A 21,373-nucleotide genomic window follows, 5' to 3' on the forward strand; every position below is an offset into this window, starting at 1 on the left:
AACTATAGGTTTCTTGGAGTCAGAATTCGGCCATACTTCTTCTTCAGGAAGTAGTAACCTACCGACACCTCGTGGCTTGAGTAATTTCTAAATTTGTTGAGGCTAATATCGTAGGAGTAGCCTATGCGCAGCTTCTGTGTCGCATACACCTGTGCAATCAGCACCACAGCATTGCGCTTATCCAGCTCCTTCATCTGCTGATCCGTGAACATCGGCAAAGCAGTACGGTAAGAAGCTCCTAGCCACAGGCGGTCAAACAGCAGCACGAAGGAGTTCAGGTCAACTGCAGTAGGGCTTCTGAAGTCTTCCTTTACCAGTACACTTGGCTTCAGACGTACATTTCTGCTTAGGTCAAACACATAACCACTCGACAGGAAGTAGTGACGGCGCGGTGTGGCTATCTCTGTCTTACTGTCTTTGAATGGAACCAGGTTTGCTACCGACAGGCCTGCATAAAAGCGCTCAGTGTTGTAGAAAGCACCAATCTTTAGATCTGGCAGCACTTGCGATACCCGTCCCTCCGGGATTGCCTGGTCCGGCATCTCACTTCCTGGATCCAATCGGGTACCATCTAATACATACTGCGACACGCCTGCTGCTATACCCAGAGCCAGATCAGAGTAACGGTCCAGCCTGATTCTGGTAGAAAGAGCTCCGTAAACAGATGTCTGGCTCTGCGCTCCGATCTCATCGTTCAGCAGGTGCACTCCCCAGCCCAAGCTCTTGTTGTTCGTAGGGCCGTCTACACTCAATGTCTGAGAAGTAGGCGCACCCTGAAGTCCTGTCCATTGGGTACGGTAGGTACCGTTTATGCTTGTTATCTCCTTACTGCCAGCATAGGCAGGATTTACCACCAGCTCATTAAATATGTACTGGCTGTACTGCGGAGCCTGCTGGGCAAAGGCCGACGGAGCCAGCGCAATGCCTATCAGTACAAGAAGTTTCTTTATTGGTTTAATGTTCGTTCTCATCTCCTTACCTTACTATCATCACGTAACCTTTAAACATTTTATCCTGGCCGTCGCAGAGCTTCACACGCACCATGTAGAAGTAGGTGCCCTCGCTCAGGTTGTCGCCGTCCCAGTCGTTTTTGTAAGACTTGCTGTGATATACCTCGTTGCCCCAGCGGTTAATGATCGTTACTTCGTTATCTGGGTAGTTTAACAGGTTCCTCACCTCCCAGCGGTCATGTGTGCCGTCGTTGTTAGGAGAGAACACGTTCGGGAAGTGTAGTTCGCTATTAGCCCTGATTGGCTGAGGCGTAATGTAAAGCGGCTCATCAGTACAGCCTCCGTTGCTCACCACCACTGAAATGTCGCCGTTACCAAACCCTGCGGTTACAGTAATCTTAGGTGTGCCCTGGCCAGAGGTGATAGACCATCCTGCCGGCACCGCCCATGTATAAGTAGTGGCACCCGGAACTGGCTCTACTTCATAGCTCAGGCCTTCGCATGGCGTACTGGTATCTCTGATAACGGTAGCACCTTCAGCTGGCATAACAGCTACATCTAATGAGGCTGGATCTGTAGTACCGCATCCGTTTACACCTTTTACTGAGATGGTGCCTGCATTTTGCCCTGCTCTTACGGTGACAGTTGCCGTACCTTGACCTGATACAATCTCCCAGCCTTGCGGAACCGTCCAGGAGTAAGAAGCGCTGTTGCTTGGGTTCTGAACTGTGTAGCTCACTGTACTGCCAGCGCAAATACCCGTTTCACCAACAATGGCTTCTGGAGCAACTGGCTTAGCTGGTGATGGCACAACTTCTAATTCAGCTGTTCCGCTAGCTTGGCAGCTGTTTACAGCCGTTACTCTGATTGTGCCAGCTGTGCCGTCTACTAGTACCTCGATTGTGTTTGTATTGTGGCCTGATACAATCTCCCATCCTGCCGGCACTTCCCAAATGTAAGAGTCTACATTTCCGGTGGTGTTGGCTGTTACGCTATATGTAGTGGTTACGTCCTGGCAAGGGTTTACTGACCCGATAGAAATCTCTGGTGTTACTGGAATAGATTGAGGCGCTACATCCACACTAGCTGTTCCTCCATTGCCGCAGGCATTTACAGTTGAAACCGTTACCTGGCCTGCCATTGTGCCGGCTGTAACCGTAATGCGGGTAGTTCCCTGACCAGAAGTGATAGTCCAGTCAGCAGGCACAGTCCATGCATAAGAAGCTGCACCGCTTACTGGGCTGATGCTGTACTCCAAGCCCTCAGTACCAAGGCAGAAGCTTCCTGTTGGAGCCGTTATCGCTCCTGGTGCAACCGGAGTATTGTCAGCTACTTCTACAGCCAATGTAGCAGTTCCGCTACCACCGCAGCTATTTGCAGCTGCTACAGTCACGTTACCTGCTGTTGTGCCCACTAACACTTCAATACTTGTAGAGCCTTGTCCGCTAAGTATCTCCCAGCCCTGAGGCACAGTCCATACATAAGAAGACGCTGTATTTACAGACTCAATGCTGTAGGTGGCAGTGCTGTTTGTACATGCTTGCGGCGACCCGGCTATTGGTCCTGGTGTGGCAGGTGGAGCTGTGTTAAGCAGAATGGCCCGCGAAATAGAACCGCCATCGCCGCACTCATTTAATGTAGTTACAGTAACAGTTCCAGCCACAGTACCGACCTGTACTACCACAGTTGCCGTTCCTTGACCAGATAGAATTGCCCAGCCCAGCGGTACGCTCCATGCATAACCTGATGCGCCATCTACTTCTTTAACAGAGAAAGTAGCCTCGCCTCGGGCACAAACATCAACATTACCAAGTATAGCCTCTGGAGCAACCGGTGCTGTGGTTGATGGCACCACTTGCAGGCTACGCTCTATACCTGGCCCGCAGCTGTTTTCTGCTGATACTCTTACTGCACCTCCTGTACCGTTTGTAATTACAACAATAGATGTTCCGTTGTTCTCTAGAATTCTCCAGCCTGACGGAACACTCCAGTTATACTTGAAAGCATCTTTTACTGGGTCAATGCTAAAGGTGTAGGTGGCGCCTACACATGGCACGGTGCTACCGTAGATTGGTCCAGGCATTCTTGGCACCTCACTAGTAACCATAGCCGTTAGCTCCGACTCTTCAGTAACACCACAGGCATTAACCGCTCTCACAGTAATTACAGTCGATGCAGTGCCTGCATTTACAACTATTCTGGTTGTACCCTGACCAGAAACAATTTCCCAGCCATTATTATCGCCAACTGACCAGATATAGGAAGAGGCGTTTGCCACTGGCTCGATCGAGTATACTATATTTTGCTGTCCATTACATGCAGATGGCAACCCGTTGATAGCACCTGGCTGATCAGGGATTGATGGTAGCAGGGTTACATTTAGGCTAGCATCCGCTCCTGTGCCGCAATCATTTTCGCCTTTCACAGTTACTACTCCGCCTACTTTACCGGCAGTCACAGTTATACTGGCAGTACCTTGGCCCTCAGTGATGGTCCAGTCAGCAGGAACAGTCCAGATGTAGCTGTTCACACCTGCTATTGGATTCACACTGTACACGTAGTCAGTACCGTTCTCACAGACTTCTGCAGGACCATTGATAGGAGTAGGAGGGGAAGGAGGCGTTGTCTGAGGCACCACGTCAAGCTCGCTTACAGCACCAGTACCGCAACCGTTAATGGCGGTTACAGTAACCTTACCGTTATTTGTACCTGTCTCTACTACAATTGAAGTTGTACCCTGACCAGAGACGATCGTCCAGCCAGCTGGCACAGTCCACACATAAGAGTTTGTACCAGTAACCTCTTCTATACTATAAGTAGCGTTATTCCCCACGCAACCATATTGCATACCAGATATCGGTCCTGGCTGCAGTGGCACATCTTCTGTTGGTACCACAGTTAAAGTACTTGGATCACTAGGACCGCAATCGTTCCAGGCTACCACAGTAATCTCACCGCCGTTAGCGTCAGTATTTACAACGATTTTAACAGTGCCCTGACCAGAAACAATTTCCCAGCCGCTTGGCACCGTCCACTCATAGCTTGTGGCATTGGCAATAGGCTCTACTGAGTATTCTAAACCAACTTGATTAATACAGGTATTCACGTCGCCTATAATTTGACCCGGAGCTGGGCTTGGTGATGTTACTGGCTCTACTGGTTTAGAAATCGGCTCGCTAACACCACATCCGTTTTCAGTAACTACTGTTATTTCACCGGCCGTGCTGCCTACTCTTACCATCACTTTTCTGGTACCCTGACCAGACTGGATTTCCCAGCCAGCAGGTACCGTCCAATTATAACGCGTGGCTGTAGGCACTTCTGCCACCTCATAAGGTACCACCGTATCCAAGCACCCCTGTAAAGTGCCTATTATCTCTGAAGGCGCCTCTGGTGCAGCGTTGTTTACCTGTACATATAGCGTTTGTGGCTCACTGTCGCCACAGGCATTTGCAGCGATTACAGTTATAGTTCCGCTGTTATCCCCTGGATTTACAACAACTTCTGTTAGGTTCTCCCCAGTCATTGTAGAGCCACCCCCTGATGCGAAAGTCCAGCCATTTGGCAGGGTCCATGTATAGGAAGATGCGTTTTCAACTGGTGCAATGCTATAAGTAACGCCTGTTGCACCCTGGCAAATAGCGTCAGGGCCAGAGATAGGCCTAGGCTGAGAAGGCACTCCTGATAATAATCTTAAATTAACACTTCTTGAAGGACCAGGTCCGCAGCTATTACCAGGCGTAACCGTAATCCAACCAGTATTATCTGGGAAATTTGGATCATCACCTACCGTTACCTCTATTCTTAGAGAGGCGTTAGGTGTATCAAGCTCCCTTACTACCAAGCCATTGGAAGCTACCCATTCATAATATGTAGCTCCCTCTACACTCTCAATGCTATATACAAGCACGTCTCCCCTACATATCTCTACAGGTCCGCTAATTTCTCTGATTTCTGATAGTAGCACGCAGAAACGTACAACACTGTCATCATTAGAATTTACCTCATCAATATCCTCCCAAGAAACACTTACTAAGCTCGAATGAGAACCCGCTCTGTTAGCTTCTGCTTCAACAGTAATAGTTACTTCTTCTTGATACTTCAGCTCGGAAACCAGAAGACTGTTAGTCTTTTCTACATAAGATGTTTTGTTTGGCATAGAGGAAGTATAGCCCTTAACTAAGCCAATGAGCTGACCTAAAGGGATACTTACCCCTCTTGCATTAACAGGCCCATTATTGCGAACGGTAATGTTATAGGTAAGCTTCTCTCCTATTGTATACTTATCATCCCCGCTGACACTCGGAAGCATAGAGAGTTGAACAGCTAAGTCAGTAGGGTGATTTAAAGAATTGCTGCTAAAGATAATAGACCCTGCTTGAGTAGGCGAGATTACTCGGCCCCTTAACCGGGCTCCATCCTCCATCGTGATCTTGCCTTTGGCAAAGATGTTACCCCGCGCGGCCCCTCCACTCTTTACCACCACATTTCCGTCAACCAGCCAGAAAAGATTAATCCCCACAGCATTACTTTGCAGTTCATACTTTTCTACTCTTCCTATAGTAAGGTCGCCCTTAACTTTGATGATAAAGACAGGATTACTCTGCGAAGCTCCGTTTAACTTCAGTATTGATCCGTCATCTAGTGAGGCAGCTCCGTTTATTACATGAACACCAGGGTTCAAAGTTGCACCACTAAGGTTACCATTAGAAATGGTATTGGTAGCTGTTAAACTGGCCATATAAGCCATGGCATCCAGAGCATCTGCCACAGCTTGTTTGGCCAAGTCGTCATTCTTGTGGATGCCTCGTACAGCTGTGCCTTCACTGCCTTCATCTGGCAAGAAACCAGTCAAGTTACCGTCAGACACTCCAACCTTACCTTGCACCGTAGTTTTACCAGTGCTCGAAATACTAGATGATGCGACTGCTCCAAATTCGTACAGAGCTCCAAGAGTTGGCGCCTGCTGAGCAAGAACCCCAACAGACATCATGCAAAAGCACACTAGCGATAGTATGACTTTTTCTAACCAGCTTCTCATTAAATTAATAGTAAAATTTTCTTATAAATTCTTTATTTGAAGTGAAACATTGAGTTCTGCTCTGGCGTACTACATTGTACTAAATCAACCACTTCTGCCGGTGATAACTCATTGAGTCAGTTTTTCTGGTGCAATATTAGACTTTAAAAGTAACATTGAAAAATTATTAAAACTGCACTCTACATTTATCCTCTATAATACACCTAAAATTTCACAATTTTTGGTGCAACACCGTATTTACTCAAAAGTTAAAATAATTTCACCCGCAATCAATATAAGATCATATAGATAATGCTATTTCTATTGCTTCGGCGGCATTATTCTATAACTATAAATACACTTGCCTGCACCAATTATTTTTTGCACTTATACCTTATTGCGACCCCACACAACCCTATAACATCACATACAGGTCCTGCAAAAAAAATTTAAGAATAAACTGATAATAAATCAAATTGCCCTGGCTACTGCGTTTACAGTGGCCAGGGCAATTTGATTTATAGGACGATTAAGACTAGTTAAGTCTTACCACACCCACTGCGGACAAATGATGCGATTGTCGTTGAGCAGCTTAAAGCCAAGAACAACTTCATGCGTACCTGCACTTACCCGATTTAAGTCTGAAGTAGTAAAGTCATAGGAGTAGGAGAGGTCTAGTAATGGGCTGATGTATACACCAACCATTGCCACCAGGGCATCTTCGTGGCGGTAGGAGCCACCGACCCAGAAGCGCTCGGCGTACATTACACGCAAACTGGCATCGATAGAGGCCGGACTTGGATCGGCAAGCTTCACCATAACGGACGGAATGATATCTATATTTTCCGTAGGCTCCAGACGATAACTACCTGTTATAAAGTAGTGCCGCTGCAAGGGCAGTGCTGCCTCACCACGCCTGTCGGCATTAAAGCTGCCGGCATCTTCTAACAGCTGCGCTCCCGCTACGCCCACCGAAAAGTTACGCGAATAGAGCCATAGACCTAAGTTCAGATCCAGCACCGTATTGTTGATGTTGCCCCCACCTAGCAGCGGGTCGTTCTCGTTGGAGAAGTCGAGCTCGTTAGAGTTGACAGAGTTGCGTATTACCCCCGTAGACACGCCTCCCGAAACATTCAGGCTGGTGGTAAGGGGCAGGTGATAAGCATAAGAAACGTTTACTCCTGTGCGGCGCAAGGGGCCTGTTTTATCAGTGTGTATTGTTGCCCCCACACCATGGTGCGCTAAAGCCCGATGATATTTGTTGCTTGCCGCACCTTTATTCAGTGGGGTGTGAGCCGACACATAGTAGGTGCTTGGCGCCCCATCTATGCCTACCCACTGCCGCCGATGGCTAAGCCTGATGTCGGCATAGTCCTCAATACCTGAAATAGCTGGGTTTAGCAGGTAGTTGTTAAGCATGTATTGACTGTACTGGGGCCGTTGCTGCCCCACAGCCTGCATGGCTACGGCAAAAAGAAGCGAAAGTATAAGTATGAGCGGCTTAGTCATGTCTTATCGGATAATAGTCACGTTACCAGAAATCGGCTGTTCGTTTGTGCTGCGCAGGTAAATGAGATAGTAATAAGTTGCCACAGGCAGCTCCTTTCCGTTGTAGGTACCATCCCAAGGTTCGCCGTAGCCTCTCGAGCTAAAGACTTTGTTACCCCAGCGGTTAAAGACCTCTACCCGCATATCCGGATAGTTCTGATAGTTCTTTATTTCCCACACCTCATTCACATTATCGCCATTAGGAGTGAAGGCATTCGGCACATCTATAGCCGGAATCACCTCTACTGTTACACTAGCTGTATCTACACAGCCTTCCGCTGTAGTTATTGTAAGGGTGTAAGTGGTAGTTTCCTCAGGTCTTGCAATTGGGTTCTGCAGGGAAGGGTCGTTTAGCCCTGTAGCTGGCTCCCACAGATAAGTAGCACCACCGGAGCCACGTAACTCAGCAGGCTGCCCTTGTATAATGGTCACATCTTCGCCTGCATTGGCCTCAGGTATTACTACGGTTATGGTGGCTGGCGTCCGCACGGCGCTGGTACACTGCTGGCCATTCACGGCCTCTACATAGTAGGTTGCCGACTGTGTGACGTTATCCACAGGAAACTCTGCGCCTATGAAAACTGGGTTACCGCCTGTGGAGGAAGTATACCATCTGTACTCCAAGCCATTGGCATTGGCAACTGCCAGTGTAGCAGACTCCCCGAAGCAAGCTGTGGCATTGTTCACCGTCAACGTAGGCGCTTCCGGCAACGGAAGTATACTTATACTTGCTACATTAGAAGTATCCGAACAGCCACCGGAGAACACAATTCTACGGAACCAGGTATCGCGGTTGAGCGCGCCGGGCTGATAATTCTGCCCTGTGTTCGTGCCTGCAGCTTCCACAAAGCCTGCATCAGGACCTACTGTGCTGCTCTCCCATAGGTAAGTGTAGCCTCCGGCACCATCTGTTGGCGTACTTCCGTTAATCTGCGGTGGCTCCTGCGATTGGCACACATCAGGCTGTGTGGCCGTAATGGTGTTGTTGCGCAAAGCAGGAGCCACTCTTATCTCCAGCGCCTCAGAAGTATTGGTGCCACAGGAGGCCGAGGTTACCACGCGGCGGAACCAAGTGGTAGTGGTAAGTATACCCGGTGAATAATTCTGCCCGTTGTTAATACCAGCAGCATCTCTAAAACCTGTGTCTGGTCCGGTGGTGCTACTTTCCCAGCGGTAAGTATAGCTGCCGCTGCCGCCTGTTGGTTCAGTGCCGTTTAGTATAGGTGACGCGGTGCCAACACATACCTGCTCTTGCTCGGCGCTGATCTCGTTATTCTCCAGACTTGGGAAAAGCACAATCCGCACGGCTTCTGAGTAAGATGTACAACCGCCGGAAGTAACTGCCCTTCGGAACCAGGTTTCGCCCTGTCGTAGCGCACCAGCCGGTATCGTATAGTTCACATCATCGTTTGTGCCAGGAGCTGCTGCAAAGCCCTCATCAGGGCCGGCTGAACTCACCTCCCACAGGAAAGTATATGGTCTGCCACCGCCACCTGTAGGCTCTGAACCAATAAGTTGTCCGGGTGTGTCACCTTCGCAAACTTCTGTTGGCTCGGCAGTGATAGTGTTGGCGTTGGCTGGCACCGGATCTACCGCTATAATTGACACTACATTGCTTATGTTCTCAGAGCAACTACCGGAAAATACTACGCGTCTAAACCATGTATTACCTGAGACTGCCTGCGTAGGCGTATAATCTTTTGTATTGTTTGTGCCGGGAGCCGCCGTAAAGCCGGCAGTTGGACTGGTGGTACTGATCTCCCAGCGGTAGCGAGGCGCTGCGCCCGGGGCTCCGCCAGTAGGGGTGGAACCGGTGATAGTTGGCGGCACGGCACCTTTACACAGGCTCTGCACCTGCTCTCCCTGTACCTCTATGGTGTTATCTGCAATAGCTGGCACTACCGTGATCGGTACTGGTGTAAAGTCGCTGATACAGATAACGCTGTTAGCTGTATCTATAGCCGCTACATAATAAGTTACATCGTTTGTTAAAGATGGTGTAGTGAAGGTAGGTCCTGTAAAGATTGGAGCAGCAGCAGGATCGTTAGTGTCAAACCAAGCAAATATTGGCCCCGGCCCTGAAGGGGTGAGCTCCACCATATCGCCTTCACAAGCTGTAACTGGCGTTTGTACAATAGGCGCTGCTGGTTGCTGTAGTATAACCACCTCCTGCACAGGCGCTGGCTGCCCTTGATAAATAGCATTAGAGCTACCACACTCGTTTATGGCTTCCACCGAGACAGTATACCTACCGGGCTGCGTGAACTGGTGCCGGTACTGGAAAACATCAGAATTGAAGGTTTGTGTAGTGCTTACCGGCCCAGTAATTGTAAGTCTTACAGTAATATTTTCGCCTAGGTTTTTGTCTACAAACATGCCGCCACCAAGTCCACCTCCAGGACCACTGCTGCTATAGTCTATCTCGGTAGGGCCGCATACAGTAACACTTGGCGGTAACTGCACCTGTGGCCACCCTACCACAATACCCTGCGAGGTAGTATCAGACTCACAGCCATTGGTTACGATTTGCTCTATTGTATAAACTCCCGATTGCGTGAACCTAATGCTAGGCTCGGCAGAGGCAGAATCACCTGTTTCGAAAGTCCACCCTTGCTCCGGCTGCACCGACCACTTATATGTAAGACCCCCTCCGGTGGCACTATCAGCCAATGTCACAATAATTGGCACGCAAGGAGGCTGCTGATCTTCTTCTACCCGCTCCTTGTTCTCTACGGAAAAGTTAGCTTTAGGCTCTTTATTAACATTAAACTCCTGTGTAAACGTCACCTCACACCCATTACCCGCAATCGCTCTGATAATTATAGGGAACGTCCCAATGGTATCATAGGCGGTAGGGTTGGAGATTGGGAAGTCGCCGCGGTTATACTGCTGCTCAGGTTCGCCATTTCCCCAATCTACAAAGTAGGTGCGTATGTTTGACAGGTAGGGCTCTACTGTTTCATTGGCGATAACTGCAAAAACCTCTATTTCATCATCCTCTACAGAGTCAGGTAAACATACCTGAAAGTTCTGCTCTTCTGAGAAGTTTAATTCTGGCAAACGGTTTACAACCACATTTCTGCGCACAGTGTCTGTCTCACAACCTACCGCATTGGTTGCAAATGCCTTCACCTCAAAAGTTTCAGCATCCACTCCTATAGCAGTGTAAGTATGTGTTACTTCTGAGCCTCTGGCTGTACTACCATCACCAAAAAGCCAAGTATATGTTACATCAGGCTGAGGTGCATTAACAGAAAATGTTAGTTGGTCACCAGAGCATATAGGGTTTCCAGGAGCTGGAGTAGGGGTGACAATATAATTGAAAGGGTTGGGCTGCGGATTAACTGTGATCACTCTCTCGCTGGAGGTCGCTGTTTGGCAAGTAGCACCTGACACCCGCACCTGATAGCTTCCAGGTTCGCTCACCTCCAGCCTTTGCCCTGTCTGGCCGGGTAAATCTGCACCGTCCCTTATCCATTGATAAGTGTATCCTTCAGGCGCAACCAACTCAGTAGTTTCTCCCTGACAAAGCACAGTTCGCCCGTTAACGGTTACGTTAGTAGGACACTGCGCCCAACTAGAATGGCTAAGCAGTAGAAGCAAAGGAAGCAAGCTAAGAAACAAATACCTTTGAAAAAGAAGGTGCATCTAGGTAGGAGTTAAGGGTGATCTATAGGCTAAGTATTTTTGCATTACGAAAATCATATATATTAAGATACACAAGCCATTAGCTTTGTACCGGCCACAACGTGTCGCCATCGGGACCAGGGCAGAGGAAGAGAGCAGCGCATACTATCGGTAAGAGGTATGCAGGAGACACTAAACCACCATTACCTCTATTGCCAAAACCTGTAAAAGGTTACAGCGCATCTTTGCTTTTTATTATGTATAAAAAACTAACGATCTGGCTTCCTGTAAATTGCATCACAAAAGCACAAAAACAACAATGCCTGTAACCGGAGTTACAGGCATTACGCTGTATCACTAAATGCTATGGTAAGTGAATGCATGCCTTCATACAAAATAGGCAGCTACTAAGAAATCATAAGTAAATAGAAATCATAGGGCAGTATCGAACAGAAGCTCATTTCTTTGCTTGCCAACAACAGAGAGGGCCTCCATTTTACGCAAGCAGTAGGTAATTTGGCGGCACCTGTGTATAGGCAGTGCCAGTGCTGCGGCTAAGGTCTTGTTGGAAAAGGGTCGGGGCAAACCTAGTGGGATAAACTGTAGAAAATCTTCTGCTTTTGTAAAGCGGTGCGAGCTAACCACCTCCAGAAGCCTTCTATCTTTTATACTTTCCCGCTTTCGGTGTTTGCTGCCCTTGCCATCGCGGCAGCGCACTTCCTCCTCCCGGATCAGTGGAAACTCAACGGTAAAGTTTTCATGCTTAACCAGTTCAGGAATCCGCACCAGTTCCTCAAAAATATCAGTTAGCTTGCCTCTATATGGGGACTTGCGCCTCGACAACACCTTAGTACCGACACGGTCTACCTGCAGCACCCACTTTTCGAAGGTGATAGGATGCAGGAGATGCACCTGGTGCTCCTGAAGTAGTGTCTGCAGTTTTTGGCGAATAGCTGAAAAGTTGCGGGTCTGTATTTCCACCAACTGCTTACCACGTACTAAGTCGATAAAAAAGCCATTTAGCGGCACCTCGAACTGGTCTTCCGGCTCCGCATACCATTGCTTCAGAGCAGCATGTAAAGAGCGCTCATTTTGTACACCTATACCTTTGCTTATCACCTGCTTGCACTCCTGTTCTTTGGACATCCCCAACCCCTGCCTCCGCTATTTAAGAAATGAATTATCCCCAAAGCTAGTTATTTGAGCTGCCTTTTGCCACAAGATGTCGTCTCAGCTTTGCTAAAGCTGCATCTGCACAAAACCGCCTGCAACACTCCTTCATTACAAAAATTGCATTTATTTACTTTTTATCCTGACATTTCCTTGTAAAAAGCGTAAAAACAGAACTCGGTTGTAACACGTCCCCCTGTGCTGCACTTGAGAGCACCCCCACATTTTTAATATAATTAGTGTATGTTCAAGGATACCCCTGAGTCACTTGCCAAAAGCGAGATTGAGCTTGTATCTCAAGTAGCTACAAGCGAAAATCGTCATAAGAAAACAAACAAAACAGGTATAGAAGACTTCTTGCACCAGCTCCCGGATGTAGTAGGTCTCTCGCACCTACGTTGGGACTTTGTATATCAACGGCCACAGCATCTGTTGTCTCGCTTTACCCACTACGGACGTCTTTTCTTTATAGAGGAGCCAGTATTTACAGACACTCAGGCCCCCTACCTGCACACTTCTTCCAGAGGAGAAAACCTGGTACTGGTGGTTCCTCACCTGCCCCCACGGTTTGCAAGAAGAGCAGGTTGAAAACGCTCAGCGCCGACTGCTGAACCAGCTCTTCGTGGAGCGCCAGCTAGAGAAACCTATTCTTTGGTACTACACACCAATGGCCCTCGGCTTCACGAATCACCTGCAACCTGCTCTTACCGTGTACGATTGCATGGACGAGCTGTCGGCTTTCAAGTTTGCTCCGCCACGCCTGAAAGAGCTGGAGCAGGAGCTTTTTAAAAGAGCTGACTTGGTGTTTACAGGAGGCCAGAGCTTATACGAAGCAAAGCGGGAACAGCACCCTGCCGTGGCAGCTTTCCCAAGCAGCATCGACAAGAGTCACTTTGCACAGGCAAAAAAACATTACCACCACCCACCGACCAAGAACCCATACCTGAGCCGCGACTAGGCTTTTTCGGTGTGATAGATGAGCGAATGGATACTAATCTGTTAGCGACCCTTGCCGACGCCCGCCCGAATTGGCACCTCGTGATGATAGGCCCGGTGGTGAAGATCGACCCAAGTATACTGCCGCAGCGCCCGAACATCCATTATCTAGGAGGCAAGTCATACCAGGAGCTACCCGCTTACATCAGCGGTTGGCAAGTAGCTTTGCTGCCCTTCGCCCTCAACGAATCCACTACTTTTATTAGCCCTACCAAAACTCCTGAATACTTGGCAGCAGGAAAGCCTGTGGTATCTACTCCTATCCGGGATGTGGTGCGCCCCTACGGAGAGCAGGGCTTGGTGCACATTGCAGATACAGCAGCGGAATTTGTTCTAGCAGTGGAAGAGGCTATGACACAGCGGGATGACCAGGAATGGCAGCGCAAAGTGGAGGCTTTCATGCAGGATATGTCCTGGGATCAGACTTGGCACGGCATGGTAGAATTGATGGCTCAAGCGAGCCGTGAAAAGCACAGCATCTAAAGCGAAAGGAGGCAGGCATGTTTGATTACCTGATTGTAGGTGCAGGGTTTGCAGGGAGCGTACTTGCGGAGCGGCTAGCATCGCAGTTAAACAAAAAAGTACTGATCATCGACAAGCGCAACCATACAGGCGGCAACGCATACGACCACTACAATGAGGAAGGAATATTGGTGCACAAGTATGGGCCGCACATCTTCCATACCAACTCCAAAGAAGCTTTTGAGTACCTGTCGCAATTCACTGCCTGGCGCCCTTATGAGCACCGGGTGTTGGCAAGTGTAGACGGGCAACTGGTGCCAATCCCAATCAATTTAGACACTATCAACAAATTATATGGTCTTAGCCTGACTACCTTTGATGTTGAAGGCTTTTTCAGCTCTGTAGCGGAGAATGTAGCGTCTGTACGCACTTCGGAGGACGTGGTGGTGAGCAGGGTGGGACGGGAGCTATACGAGAAGTTCTTCCGCAATTATACGCGCAAGCAGTGGGGTGTGGACCCATCAGAATTAGACAAGTCAGTTACCTCGCGGGTACCGGTGCGCACTAATCGCGACGACCGTTACTTTACCGACACCTATCAAGCCATGCCGTTGCACGGGTACACAGCCATGTTCGAAAAACTCCTGGCGCACCCCAACATCAAGATTATGCTTAATACTGCTTATCAAGATATCGTGGATATGATCCCGTTTCGGGAGATGATCTACACCGGGCCGGTAGATGAGTACTTTGGCTACCGTTACGGCAAGCTACCTTACCGCTCGCTGGAGTTCAAGCATGAAACGCTAGATAAGCCTGTGCACTTACCTGCCGCCGTAGTTAACTACCCGAACGAACACGCCTATACCCGTATCACAGAGTTTAAATACCTGACAGGGCAGCAGCACCTTAAGACCAGCATCGTGTATGAGTACCCACAGGCTGAGGGAGATCCTTATTACCCCGTACCTCGACCTGAGAATGCAGCGATCTACAACAGGTACAAGAAGCTGGCTGATGCCACACCTGCCGTGCATTTTGTGGGCCGGCTAGCCACCTACAAATACTATAACATGGACCAGGTAGTGGCGCAGGCACTCACGCTCTTCAGGAAGCTCTCCGCTGCAAAGTCAGTTCAGGCTACAGAGAGCACTGTACAAGAACTAAACGGATCTGGCAAAGTATGGAATGACGCCATAACAGACATCAGCAACAATGGAGTTCACTGAGCAAAAGCAGGATACAGCAAACATTGATACTGCCTCTGAAAGCAGTATAGATAGGAGCACTAAAGCTAGCACAGCAAAAAGAAAAGCCCGTCCTGCATTCAAATTGGAGCAGGACCTGCCTTGGGTTCAGGTAGCCGCAGATGCACCTTACTTCATAACTGAAACCGGTGATAACTGGGCGCCCATTGGGCAGAACGATGCTATTACTTGGCCAGACTTTGCGGGCCTCTTCCGCCGGAAGAACCTGCAGCAGGTAGAGGGCCATCTGGCGTGGCTTGCTGCGAACGGAGTTACTTGTCTGCGCCTGATGTTGGAGTATGCACAGGGGAAACACCGCTACTTTGAGAAACCTGCCGGCACATTTGCTCCGAACATGGTTCAGCTCTGGGACGATCTTTTCCACCTCTGCGCCAAGTATAACATCCGTATTCTTCTAACCCCAGTGGATACGTTCTGGATGTGGATCAAGTGGAAGCACCACCCTTATAATCACCTGAATGGTGGCCCCTGCAAGGACCGCTCCGAATGGCTCCTTTGCTCGGACACTCTAGAAGTGATAAAGAACCGGTTGAGCTTTGTTGCAGAGCGCTGGGGCGGCAGCGGTGTGCTTTTTGCCTGGGATCTTTGGAATGAAATACACCCTGCTCACGCTGGTGGCAGAACAGAGGTATTCGCTGACTTTGTACAGGAACTGAGCCAGCACCTACGCCAGGAAGAGCAACGCTTGTACAGGCGCTGCCATCCGCAGACGGTTTCGCTCTATGGGCCCGTGCTGGACGAGCACCCAGCAGTGGCAGACGTTATTTTCCGACACCCGGCACTAGATTTTGCCAGCACCCACTTTTACGATGCTGCCACGATCAACAATCCTAAGGATACCTTGTGGTCAGCCATCGTGGCGGGGCGATTAGTGCGGGAGGCACTAGAGCACCTGCAGGGCAACCGCCCCTTCTTCGACAGCGAGCATGGCCCCATTCATGCTTTTAAGGACAAGCACATTAGTTTTCCGGAATACTTCGATGATGAATACTTCCGGCACATACAATGGGCGCATCTGGCCTCTGGCGCTGCTGGCGGTGGCATGCGTTGGCCCAACCGTCATCCGCACTACCTCACCCACGGCATGCGCCGTGCCCAGAAAAGCATGGCTGAGTTTGTAAAACTGATCGATTGGAAGAATTTCCGGAGAAAGAACCTAAACAGAGAAGCAAAAGTTAGTAGCCCTTCATTTGTGGTATTTGCCTGTGCTGATGAAAGGCAGGCTGTGCTATGGCTGCTTCGTACAGATAATTACGTGACAGGGGCAGATGGACTGACCATCATAAACCGAGAGGCCGAACCGCTAACGGCAGAGGTACAGATTCCGGGTATGACTTACGGAGTATATAAGGTGACTTGTTGGGATACTTTGGAGGGTATGGTGACAAGCTCTGATCTTGTACATTATACTTCGGGCCCACACCTATTGCTGCACTTACCCTCCGTTACAACTGACGTAGCCGTGGCCATACAATCGGAGCAACTGTAGATTCAGCAAGTATACCTAGAAAGTATAGTAGCAGTGGCGAGTTCTTTGTCAGCGCAAGAACACAAACGGCAAAACATTTTTAAGGCTTGTGGAGAAATTTCCTCTATAGAAAGCTTAGATATCAGAGTAAAAACAAAACGCCTGACTCATTTCTGAATCAGGCGTTTTTCTGAGGTAGCGGGGACAAGACTCGAACTTGCGACCTTTGGGTTATGAGCCCAACGAGCTACCAACTGCTCCACCCCGCACTGTTATTATGATGCAAAAGTATACTAAAGATATTTACCATGCAAGTGTGTATACCTAATATCGTTAAAAAAGTTAGTATTTATTAAAATTTACTGGTTATCCCAAAGTGAATCTTAGAATACTTAAAAGATAAAGGTTGTTGTTCTGATTGGCCAAGCGAGTAAACCAGTTGGAAGATGCCTGCACCTGTGCTGAAACTTATACCTGCTCCTACGCCAAACGGGTAATCATCCTTAAAAGACCGTTCCAAATCGCTGCGGTAGTAGCCTTGGTCATAGAAAAGCAGCGCATAGGAGTCGGCAGCGGTGAAGAGGCGATACTCCAGCGTACTTACAGCATAGCTCGAAGCATAGAAGAAAAAGTCGTCGAAGCCGCGCAAGGAAGCCAAGCCACCCAGCCTGTACATGTCGTTCAGGAAGATGTGATCACTGAAGAGCGCCTCCCCACGTAGCCTTGTAAGCAAGGCGCTGTTTTTGCCCAGACGCAGGAAGTTCTCAAAGCGCAGACTAACACTTAACTGAGATGCCTTCATGTCCAGTGCATCATAAAAACTCTTCTCCAGCTCAGCATTGCGCAGTAGCTTCTTTGTACCGGCAGCAAACTGCAGCTCCAACAGGCGGCCACGCCTCGGAAAGTAAAAATCATCCAGGTTATTCCAGAGATAGTTTAGACCATAGGAGGTAGTTTGGGCATCAGATAGCTCTAGCTGCTGTAGCTTTTGTGGGCTAACTTCAGAAAGGATGCGTGAATTACGCCACTCAGTGAACACGCTAAACTTGCCATATTTCAAAGTATAATACCCTAGCTGTAGCCTTGGTTGCACAGTAATAAACGTGGAGTCTTGTTTGAGCAAGCTAAACTTGGTGCCGGCCTCAAACGGGCTGCCCAGCAGGTTAGGGTGCAGGTACTCCCCATTTAGTATAACAGACCCAGCACTTACCCGCCGCCATTGTAAACCCAGCTGCTTACCAGAACCCCGGATGTTGCGGATATTCACGTTAGCTTCTCCGGTAATCAGCAGTTTATTTTCCCGGTTTGGGTCAGGCAGAAAGCCTACTACTCCGTCTAGCTGGTTTGCCTGTCGATCCTCCAGGAAATAATGCACTTTGGCCTTATCGCTAACAAACCGTACTTGTGGGGCACGGGAAGCTTTTATGTAAGGAAGCTGCGTCAGCATCCGTTGCGATGCGTTTACCTGGTCCTGATTGTAGAGCTGGCCCGGCAACAGCTGTAAATAGCGCATCAGGAACTTTGGCTGCGTTTTAGTTTTACCAACAATCTCCAAGGTGTCATAAGTCACGACAAAAGCTTTGTCCAGCATCAGGGTGGCAGCCACCTTATTGTCTTCTATAGTAACCGAATCTAGCCAAACTGAGGCAAAAGGGTAGCCGTTGCGCTCGGCATAATCAAGAATACGCTGTTGCAACCGCACAAACTCAACAGGCTTGAAGGGTACGCCACGGTAAAACTTCTCCCTGAATCCAGACTCCACCAGAAGCCCTTCACCAATATTCCCGTTACGAAGCTGCGCCCACTCAAATGGTTGACCTACATGAAGTTTCACGTGGAGCGTATCGCGAGAGAAGTATAAGCTATCGGCAGAGGTAAGCAGGTAAGCATCCTGCTGCAGCCGGTATATCAACGCCCGCACCTCCTTTAGCGCCTCTGCAGAGTCGGCAAGCGTTTCCCGGAAGTTATACCTCTTGAGCACCTGTCCTCCAGCTGGCTCTATGGCCTTCACCTGCAACTGCACCTTGTTGGCTGGGGCTTTTTCCGGCTGCTTCTCGGGTTGCTTTTTCTGCTCCTGCTTTACAACAGGCACAGGCTGTGGCGGAGCCTCCTGGGCCCACAACTGCGGTAGCCAAAGCACCATGCAAAATAAGAAGGCAGCTATTTTGTACATTTGTGCAGTTGATTGTTGAATTGTTTGAGGGCTGAATTGTTAATGGTTACAGACACGCCATACTTTACACCTGCAAAGGTAAGGAGTGCTGATAGATTATCTGTTGTACAGGCAACAACTCCAGCTAGTGCAACAACAATCTAATTTACAATCAATTTAAGAATAAAAACTTTGGCCGGAATATACCTCCATATACCCTTTTGTAAGAAAGCCTGTCATTACTGCGACTTTCATTTCAGCACCTCCATGGGGCTGAAAACCACAACCATACAGGCTATTGCCCGCGAGCTGGAATTACGCCAGGATTACCTACAAAATCAGCTCGTAGAAACTATTTACTTTGGCGGCGGCACTCCATCTTTGCTCACACGGGAGGAGTTGCAGTTACTCCTGCAAACCATCAAGAGGCTGTTTATAGTTTCGGACAATGCAGAAATTACCTTAGAGGCTAATCCAGACGACCTGTCGCCAGCAAAACTGCAGGAGCTGCAGGCTACAGGCATCAACCGCCTGAGCATAGGATTGCAGTCGTTTCATGAGCCTCACCTGCAGTTGATGAACCGCGCCCATACCGCCACAGAGAGCCTTCAGTGCGTAAAGGATGCCCAGGCGGCAGGCTTTAATAACATCACAGTCGATCTTATTTATGGTATACCGGCCCCAGACCATAGCGTATGGTACGAGGACCTGAAAACGCTTTTCCCGCTAGGTGTACAGCATGTGTCCTGCTACGCGCTTACCATTGAGCCAGGCACAGCCTTCGGGCGCTGGAGCCAGAAAGGCCGTTTTAAGCCTTCTGAGGATGACTTCACGGCACAGCAGTTTGAGATTTTGTTGGAGCAAATGAAACAGCACGGTTTTGCGCAGTATGAGATATCCAACTTCTGCCAGCCGGGCTACGAATCGAAGCACAACAGCAACTACTGGCGAGGCGTGCATTACCTGGGCGTAGGACCAAGCGCGCATTCTTTTAACGGTTATAGCCGCCAATACAATGTAGCCAATAACAAGAAGTACACAGAGGCCATTAACCAAGACATTGTGCCGTTCGAGTTGGAAGAATTATCATTGGCTGATCAGGCTAACGATTACCTCCTGACGACCCTTCGCACTATCTGGGGCTGTGACCTAAGCCTTCTTGGCAGCAAGTATAACTATCATGTGCAGGCAACACATGCTACCTACCTGCAGGAGCTCCAGGAAAAGGAACTGGCAAGTATAAAAGATGATATACTGTACTTAACAGACAAAGGCAAGCTACTTGCCGACCAGATTACACTGGAGTTGTTTGTTGAGGAAGTATAAAAGAAGTAAAACGGCCTTTACGATAGTGTAAGCCCAATCGTAAAGGCCATTTTGTAGCTGAGTATCGTCTGAATTTATACCAGTGCTTCCTGCCCGCTTAGTTGGTTTACAATATACTTGCCTATAGCCAGCGAGGATGTTGCAGCAGGCGAAGGAGCGTTACGCACATGAATAATGTTTCTGCTCTTTAGAATATCAAAGTCATCAATCAGCTTACCGTTTCGATCACATGCCTGGGCTCTCACACCTGCTCCGCCTTCTACCAAGTCGTTTTCCTGCACTTCCGGAATCAACTTTTGGAGCGCTTTTGTAAAGGCAGCCTTCGATAAAGACCTGTACATTTCTCCTAAGCCTGTTTGCCCGTATTTGGCCGCAATCTTCCAGAACCCGGGCCAGGTGAAGGTATCTTTTGTGTCCTTTAGGTTAAAGTTCTGGAATTTATACCCTTCCCGCTTGAAAGCTAGCACAGCGTTTGGCCCTGCCTCCACACCGCCGCGAATCATGCGTGTAAAGTGCACTCCCAGGAAAGGGAAGCTAGGGTCTGGCACAGGATAGATCAGAGTTTTTACCAGGTGCTCTTTCTCCTTGCTTAGTTTGTAGTACTCCCCTCTAAAAGGAATGATACGCAGATCGTTCTCTTTCTCCGTCATGTTGGCCACCCTGTCTGAGAATAGACCTGCACAACTTACGATATTGTCCGCCATGTAGGACAGCTTGTTTGTCTCTACGAGCACCATATTTCTTTGAGTATGGATGTTAATCACCTTCTCCCCAAAGACAGCCTCACCTCCATACTTATTCTGATAAAGATCCAGTAGCTTATCAGCCATCTTAGGATAGTCGATGATTCCCGTTTGTGGAACATGGATGCCCTTGATGCCTGCACAGTGAGGTTCTATTTCCTGTATTTCCTCCCTAGACGACAGCTTTCTCAGGTTCATCAAGCCGTTGTTGATACCTCTTTCATAGATATCATTCAACTTATTCACCTCTCCTGGCGTGGTGGCTACTATAACTTTACCACAAAGCTCATAGGGTATGTTATGCTCATCGGCAAACTCTATCAAAGAGTTGTAGCCGGCTATGCAGTTCTTAGCCTTGAGGCTACCTGGCGCATAGTATATGCCGCTGTGCATTACACCACTGTTGTTTCCTGACTGGTGCTTGGCCACACTACTTTCTTTCTCTATGATCAGGACTTTGGCATCCGGGTTCTTTTGCTTTAGATGGTATGCGACGGAGAGGCCGACCAAGCCCGCTCCTATTACAATAGTATCGTATTTTTTAACTGACATGTTGCTAGGTATCCTTTCGTTGAAATAAGCACTCTCACTCACAATCACTCTCGCGTTGTAGGAAAGCAAGCAGGCTTCTATACGATAGGGT

Annotated in this window: 13 protein-coding genes and 1 tRNA gene; 6 read left to right on the forward strand and 8 right to left on the reverse strand. The window is 48.7% G+C overall.

Features of this window, described 5'->3' with window-relative positions:
• Window positions 1-2: 2 nt before the first annotated feature.
• From PKOR_RS05815 to PKOR_RS05835, 5 genes are all read right to left on the reverse strand, one after another.
• A complete protein-coding gene (locus PKOR_RS05815) occupies window positions 3-971 on the reverse strand; it encodes a PorP/SprF family type IX secretion system membrane protein (RefSeq protein ID WP_235337264.1) in 969 nt (322 codons plus the stop codon).
• Window positions 972-975: 4 nt separating this feature from the next.
• Window positions 976-5,991, reverse strand: a complete 5,016-nt coding sequence (locus PKOR_RS05820; RefSeq protein WP_084694733.1) for an ice-binding family protein — start codon at window positions 5,989-5,991, stop codon at window positions 976-978.
• Between the two features lie 525 nt (window positions 5,992-6,516).
• Window positions 6,517-7,479, reverse strand: a complete 963-nt coding sequence (locus PKOR_RS05825) for a PorP/SprF family type IX secretion system membrane protein (protein ID WP_046309667.1) — start codon at window positions 7,477-7,479, stop codon at window positions 6,517-6,519.
• Between the two features lie 3 nt (window positions 7,480-7,482).
• The gene (locus tag PKOR_RS05830; RefSeq protein ID WP_046314142.1) at window positions 7,483-11,121 is read right to left on the reverse strand and encodes a T9SS C-terminal target domain-containing protein; all 3,639 of its coding nucleotides are present in this window, start codon (window positions 11,119-11,121) and stop codon (window positions 7,483-7,485) included.
• Between the two features lie 456 nt (window positions 11,122-11,577).
• Window positions 11,578-12,291 (reverse strand): DUF8091 domain-containing protein, encoded by a 714-nt coding sequence (locus PKOR_RS05835; RefSeq protein ID WP_046309668.1) that lies wholly within the window; start codon window positions 12,289-12,291, stop codon window positions 11,578-11,580.
• A 267-nt stretch (window positions 12,292-12,558) separates the two neighbouring features.
• On the opposite strand from PKOR_RS05835, the gene PKOR_RS25480 reads away from it, so the two are divergent.
• The 5 genes from PKOR_RS25480 to PKOR_RS05850 are packed head-to-tail and all read left to right on the forward strand — an operon-like array spanning window position 12,559 to window position 16,530.
• On the forward strand, window positions 12,559-12,903 hold the full coding sequence (locus PKOR_RS25480; protein WP_235337266.1) for a hypothetical protein: 345 nt from the start codon (window positions 12,559-12,561) through the stop codon (window positions 12,901-12,903).
• A complete protein-coding gene (locus tag PKOR_RS25485) occupies window positions 12,884-13,273 on the forward strand; it encodes a glycosyltransferase family protein (protein WP_235337268.1) in 390 nt (129 codons plus the stop codon). The genes PKOR_RS25480 and PKOR_RS25485 overlap by 20 nt, the downstream gene beginning before the upstream one ends.
• A 26-nt stretch (window positions 13,274-13,299) precedes the next feature.
• Window positions 13,300-13,794, forward strand: a complete 495-nt coding sequence (locus tag PKOR_RS25490; protein WP_235337270.1) for a glycosyltransferase — start codon at window positions 13,300-13,302, stop codon at window positions 13,792-13,794.
• A gap of 17 nt (window positions 13,795-13,811) precedes the next feature.
• A complete protein-coding gene (glf, locus tag PKOR_RS05845) occupies window positions 13,812-15,002 on the forward strand; it encodes a UDP-galactopyranose mutase (protein WP_046309669.1) in 1,191 nt (396 codons plus the stop codon).
• Window positions 14,989-16,530 (forward strand): glycoside hydrolase 5 family protein, encoded by a 1,542-nt coding sequence (locus PKOR_RS05850; protein WP_200897430.1) that lies wholly within the window; start codon window positions 14,989-14,991, stop codon window positions 16,528-16,530. The genes glf and PKOR_RS05850 overlap by 14 nt, the downstream gene beginning before the upstream one ends.
• 175 nt (window positions 16,531-16,705) lie before the next feature.
• Here PKOR_RS05850 and PKOR_RS05855 read toward each other — a convergent pair.
• Window positions 16,706-16,778: transfer RNA gene (locus tag PKOR_RS05855), tRNA-Met, on the reverse strand.
• Window positions 16,779-16,861: 83 nt separating this feature from the next.
• The gene (locus tag PKOR_RS05860) at window positions 16,862-18,682 is read right to left on the reverse strand and encodes a BamA/OMP85 family outer membrane protein (RefSeq protein ID WP_235337278.1); all 1,821 of its coding nucleotides are present in this window, start codon (window positions 18,680-18,682) and stop codon (window positions 16,862-16,864) included.
• A 171-nt stretch (window positions 18,683-18,853) separates the two neighbouring features.
• Here PKOR_RS05860 and hemW point away from each other — a divergent pair, with 171 nt between their 5' ends.
• Entirely contained in the window at window positions 18,854-19,987 is a 1,134-nt protein-coding gene (gene hemW, locus PKOR_RS05865; RefSeq protein WP_046309670.1) for a radical SAM family heme chaperone HemW, read from the forward strand.
• Window positions 19,988-20,061: 74 nt separating this feature from the next.
• Here hemW and lhgO read toward each other — a convergent pair whose 3' ends face one another.
• Window positions 20,062-21,282 carry an L-2-hydroxyglutarate oxidase gene (lhgO, locus tag PKOR_RS05870; protein ID WP_046309671.1) on the reverse strand — a complete coding sequence of 407 codons (1,221 nt, stop codon included), beginning with the start codon at window positions 21,280-21,282 and terminating at the stop codon, window positions 20,062-20,064.
• Window positions 21,283-21,373: the final 91 nt, after the last annotated feature.

Source organism: Pontibacter korlensis (assembly GCF_000973725.1).
In the GTDB taxonomy this organism is placed as follows: domain Bacteria; phylum Bacteroidota; class Bacteroidia; order Cytophagales; family Hymenobacteraceae; genus Pontibacter; species Pontibacter korlensis.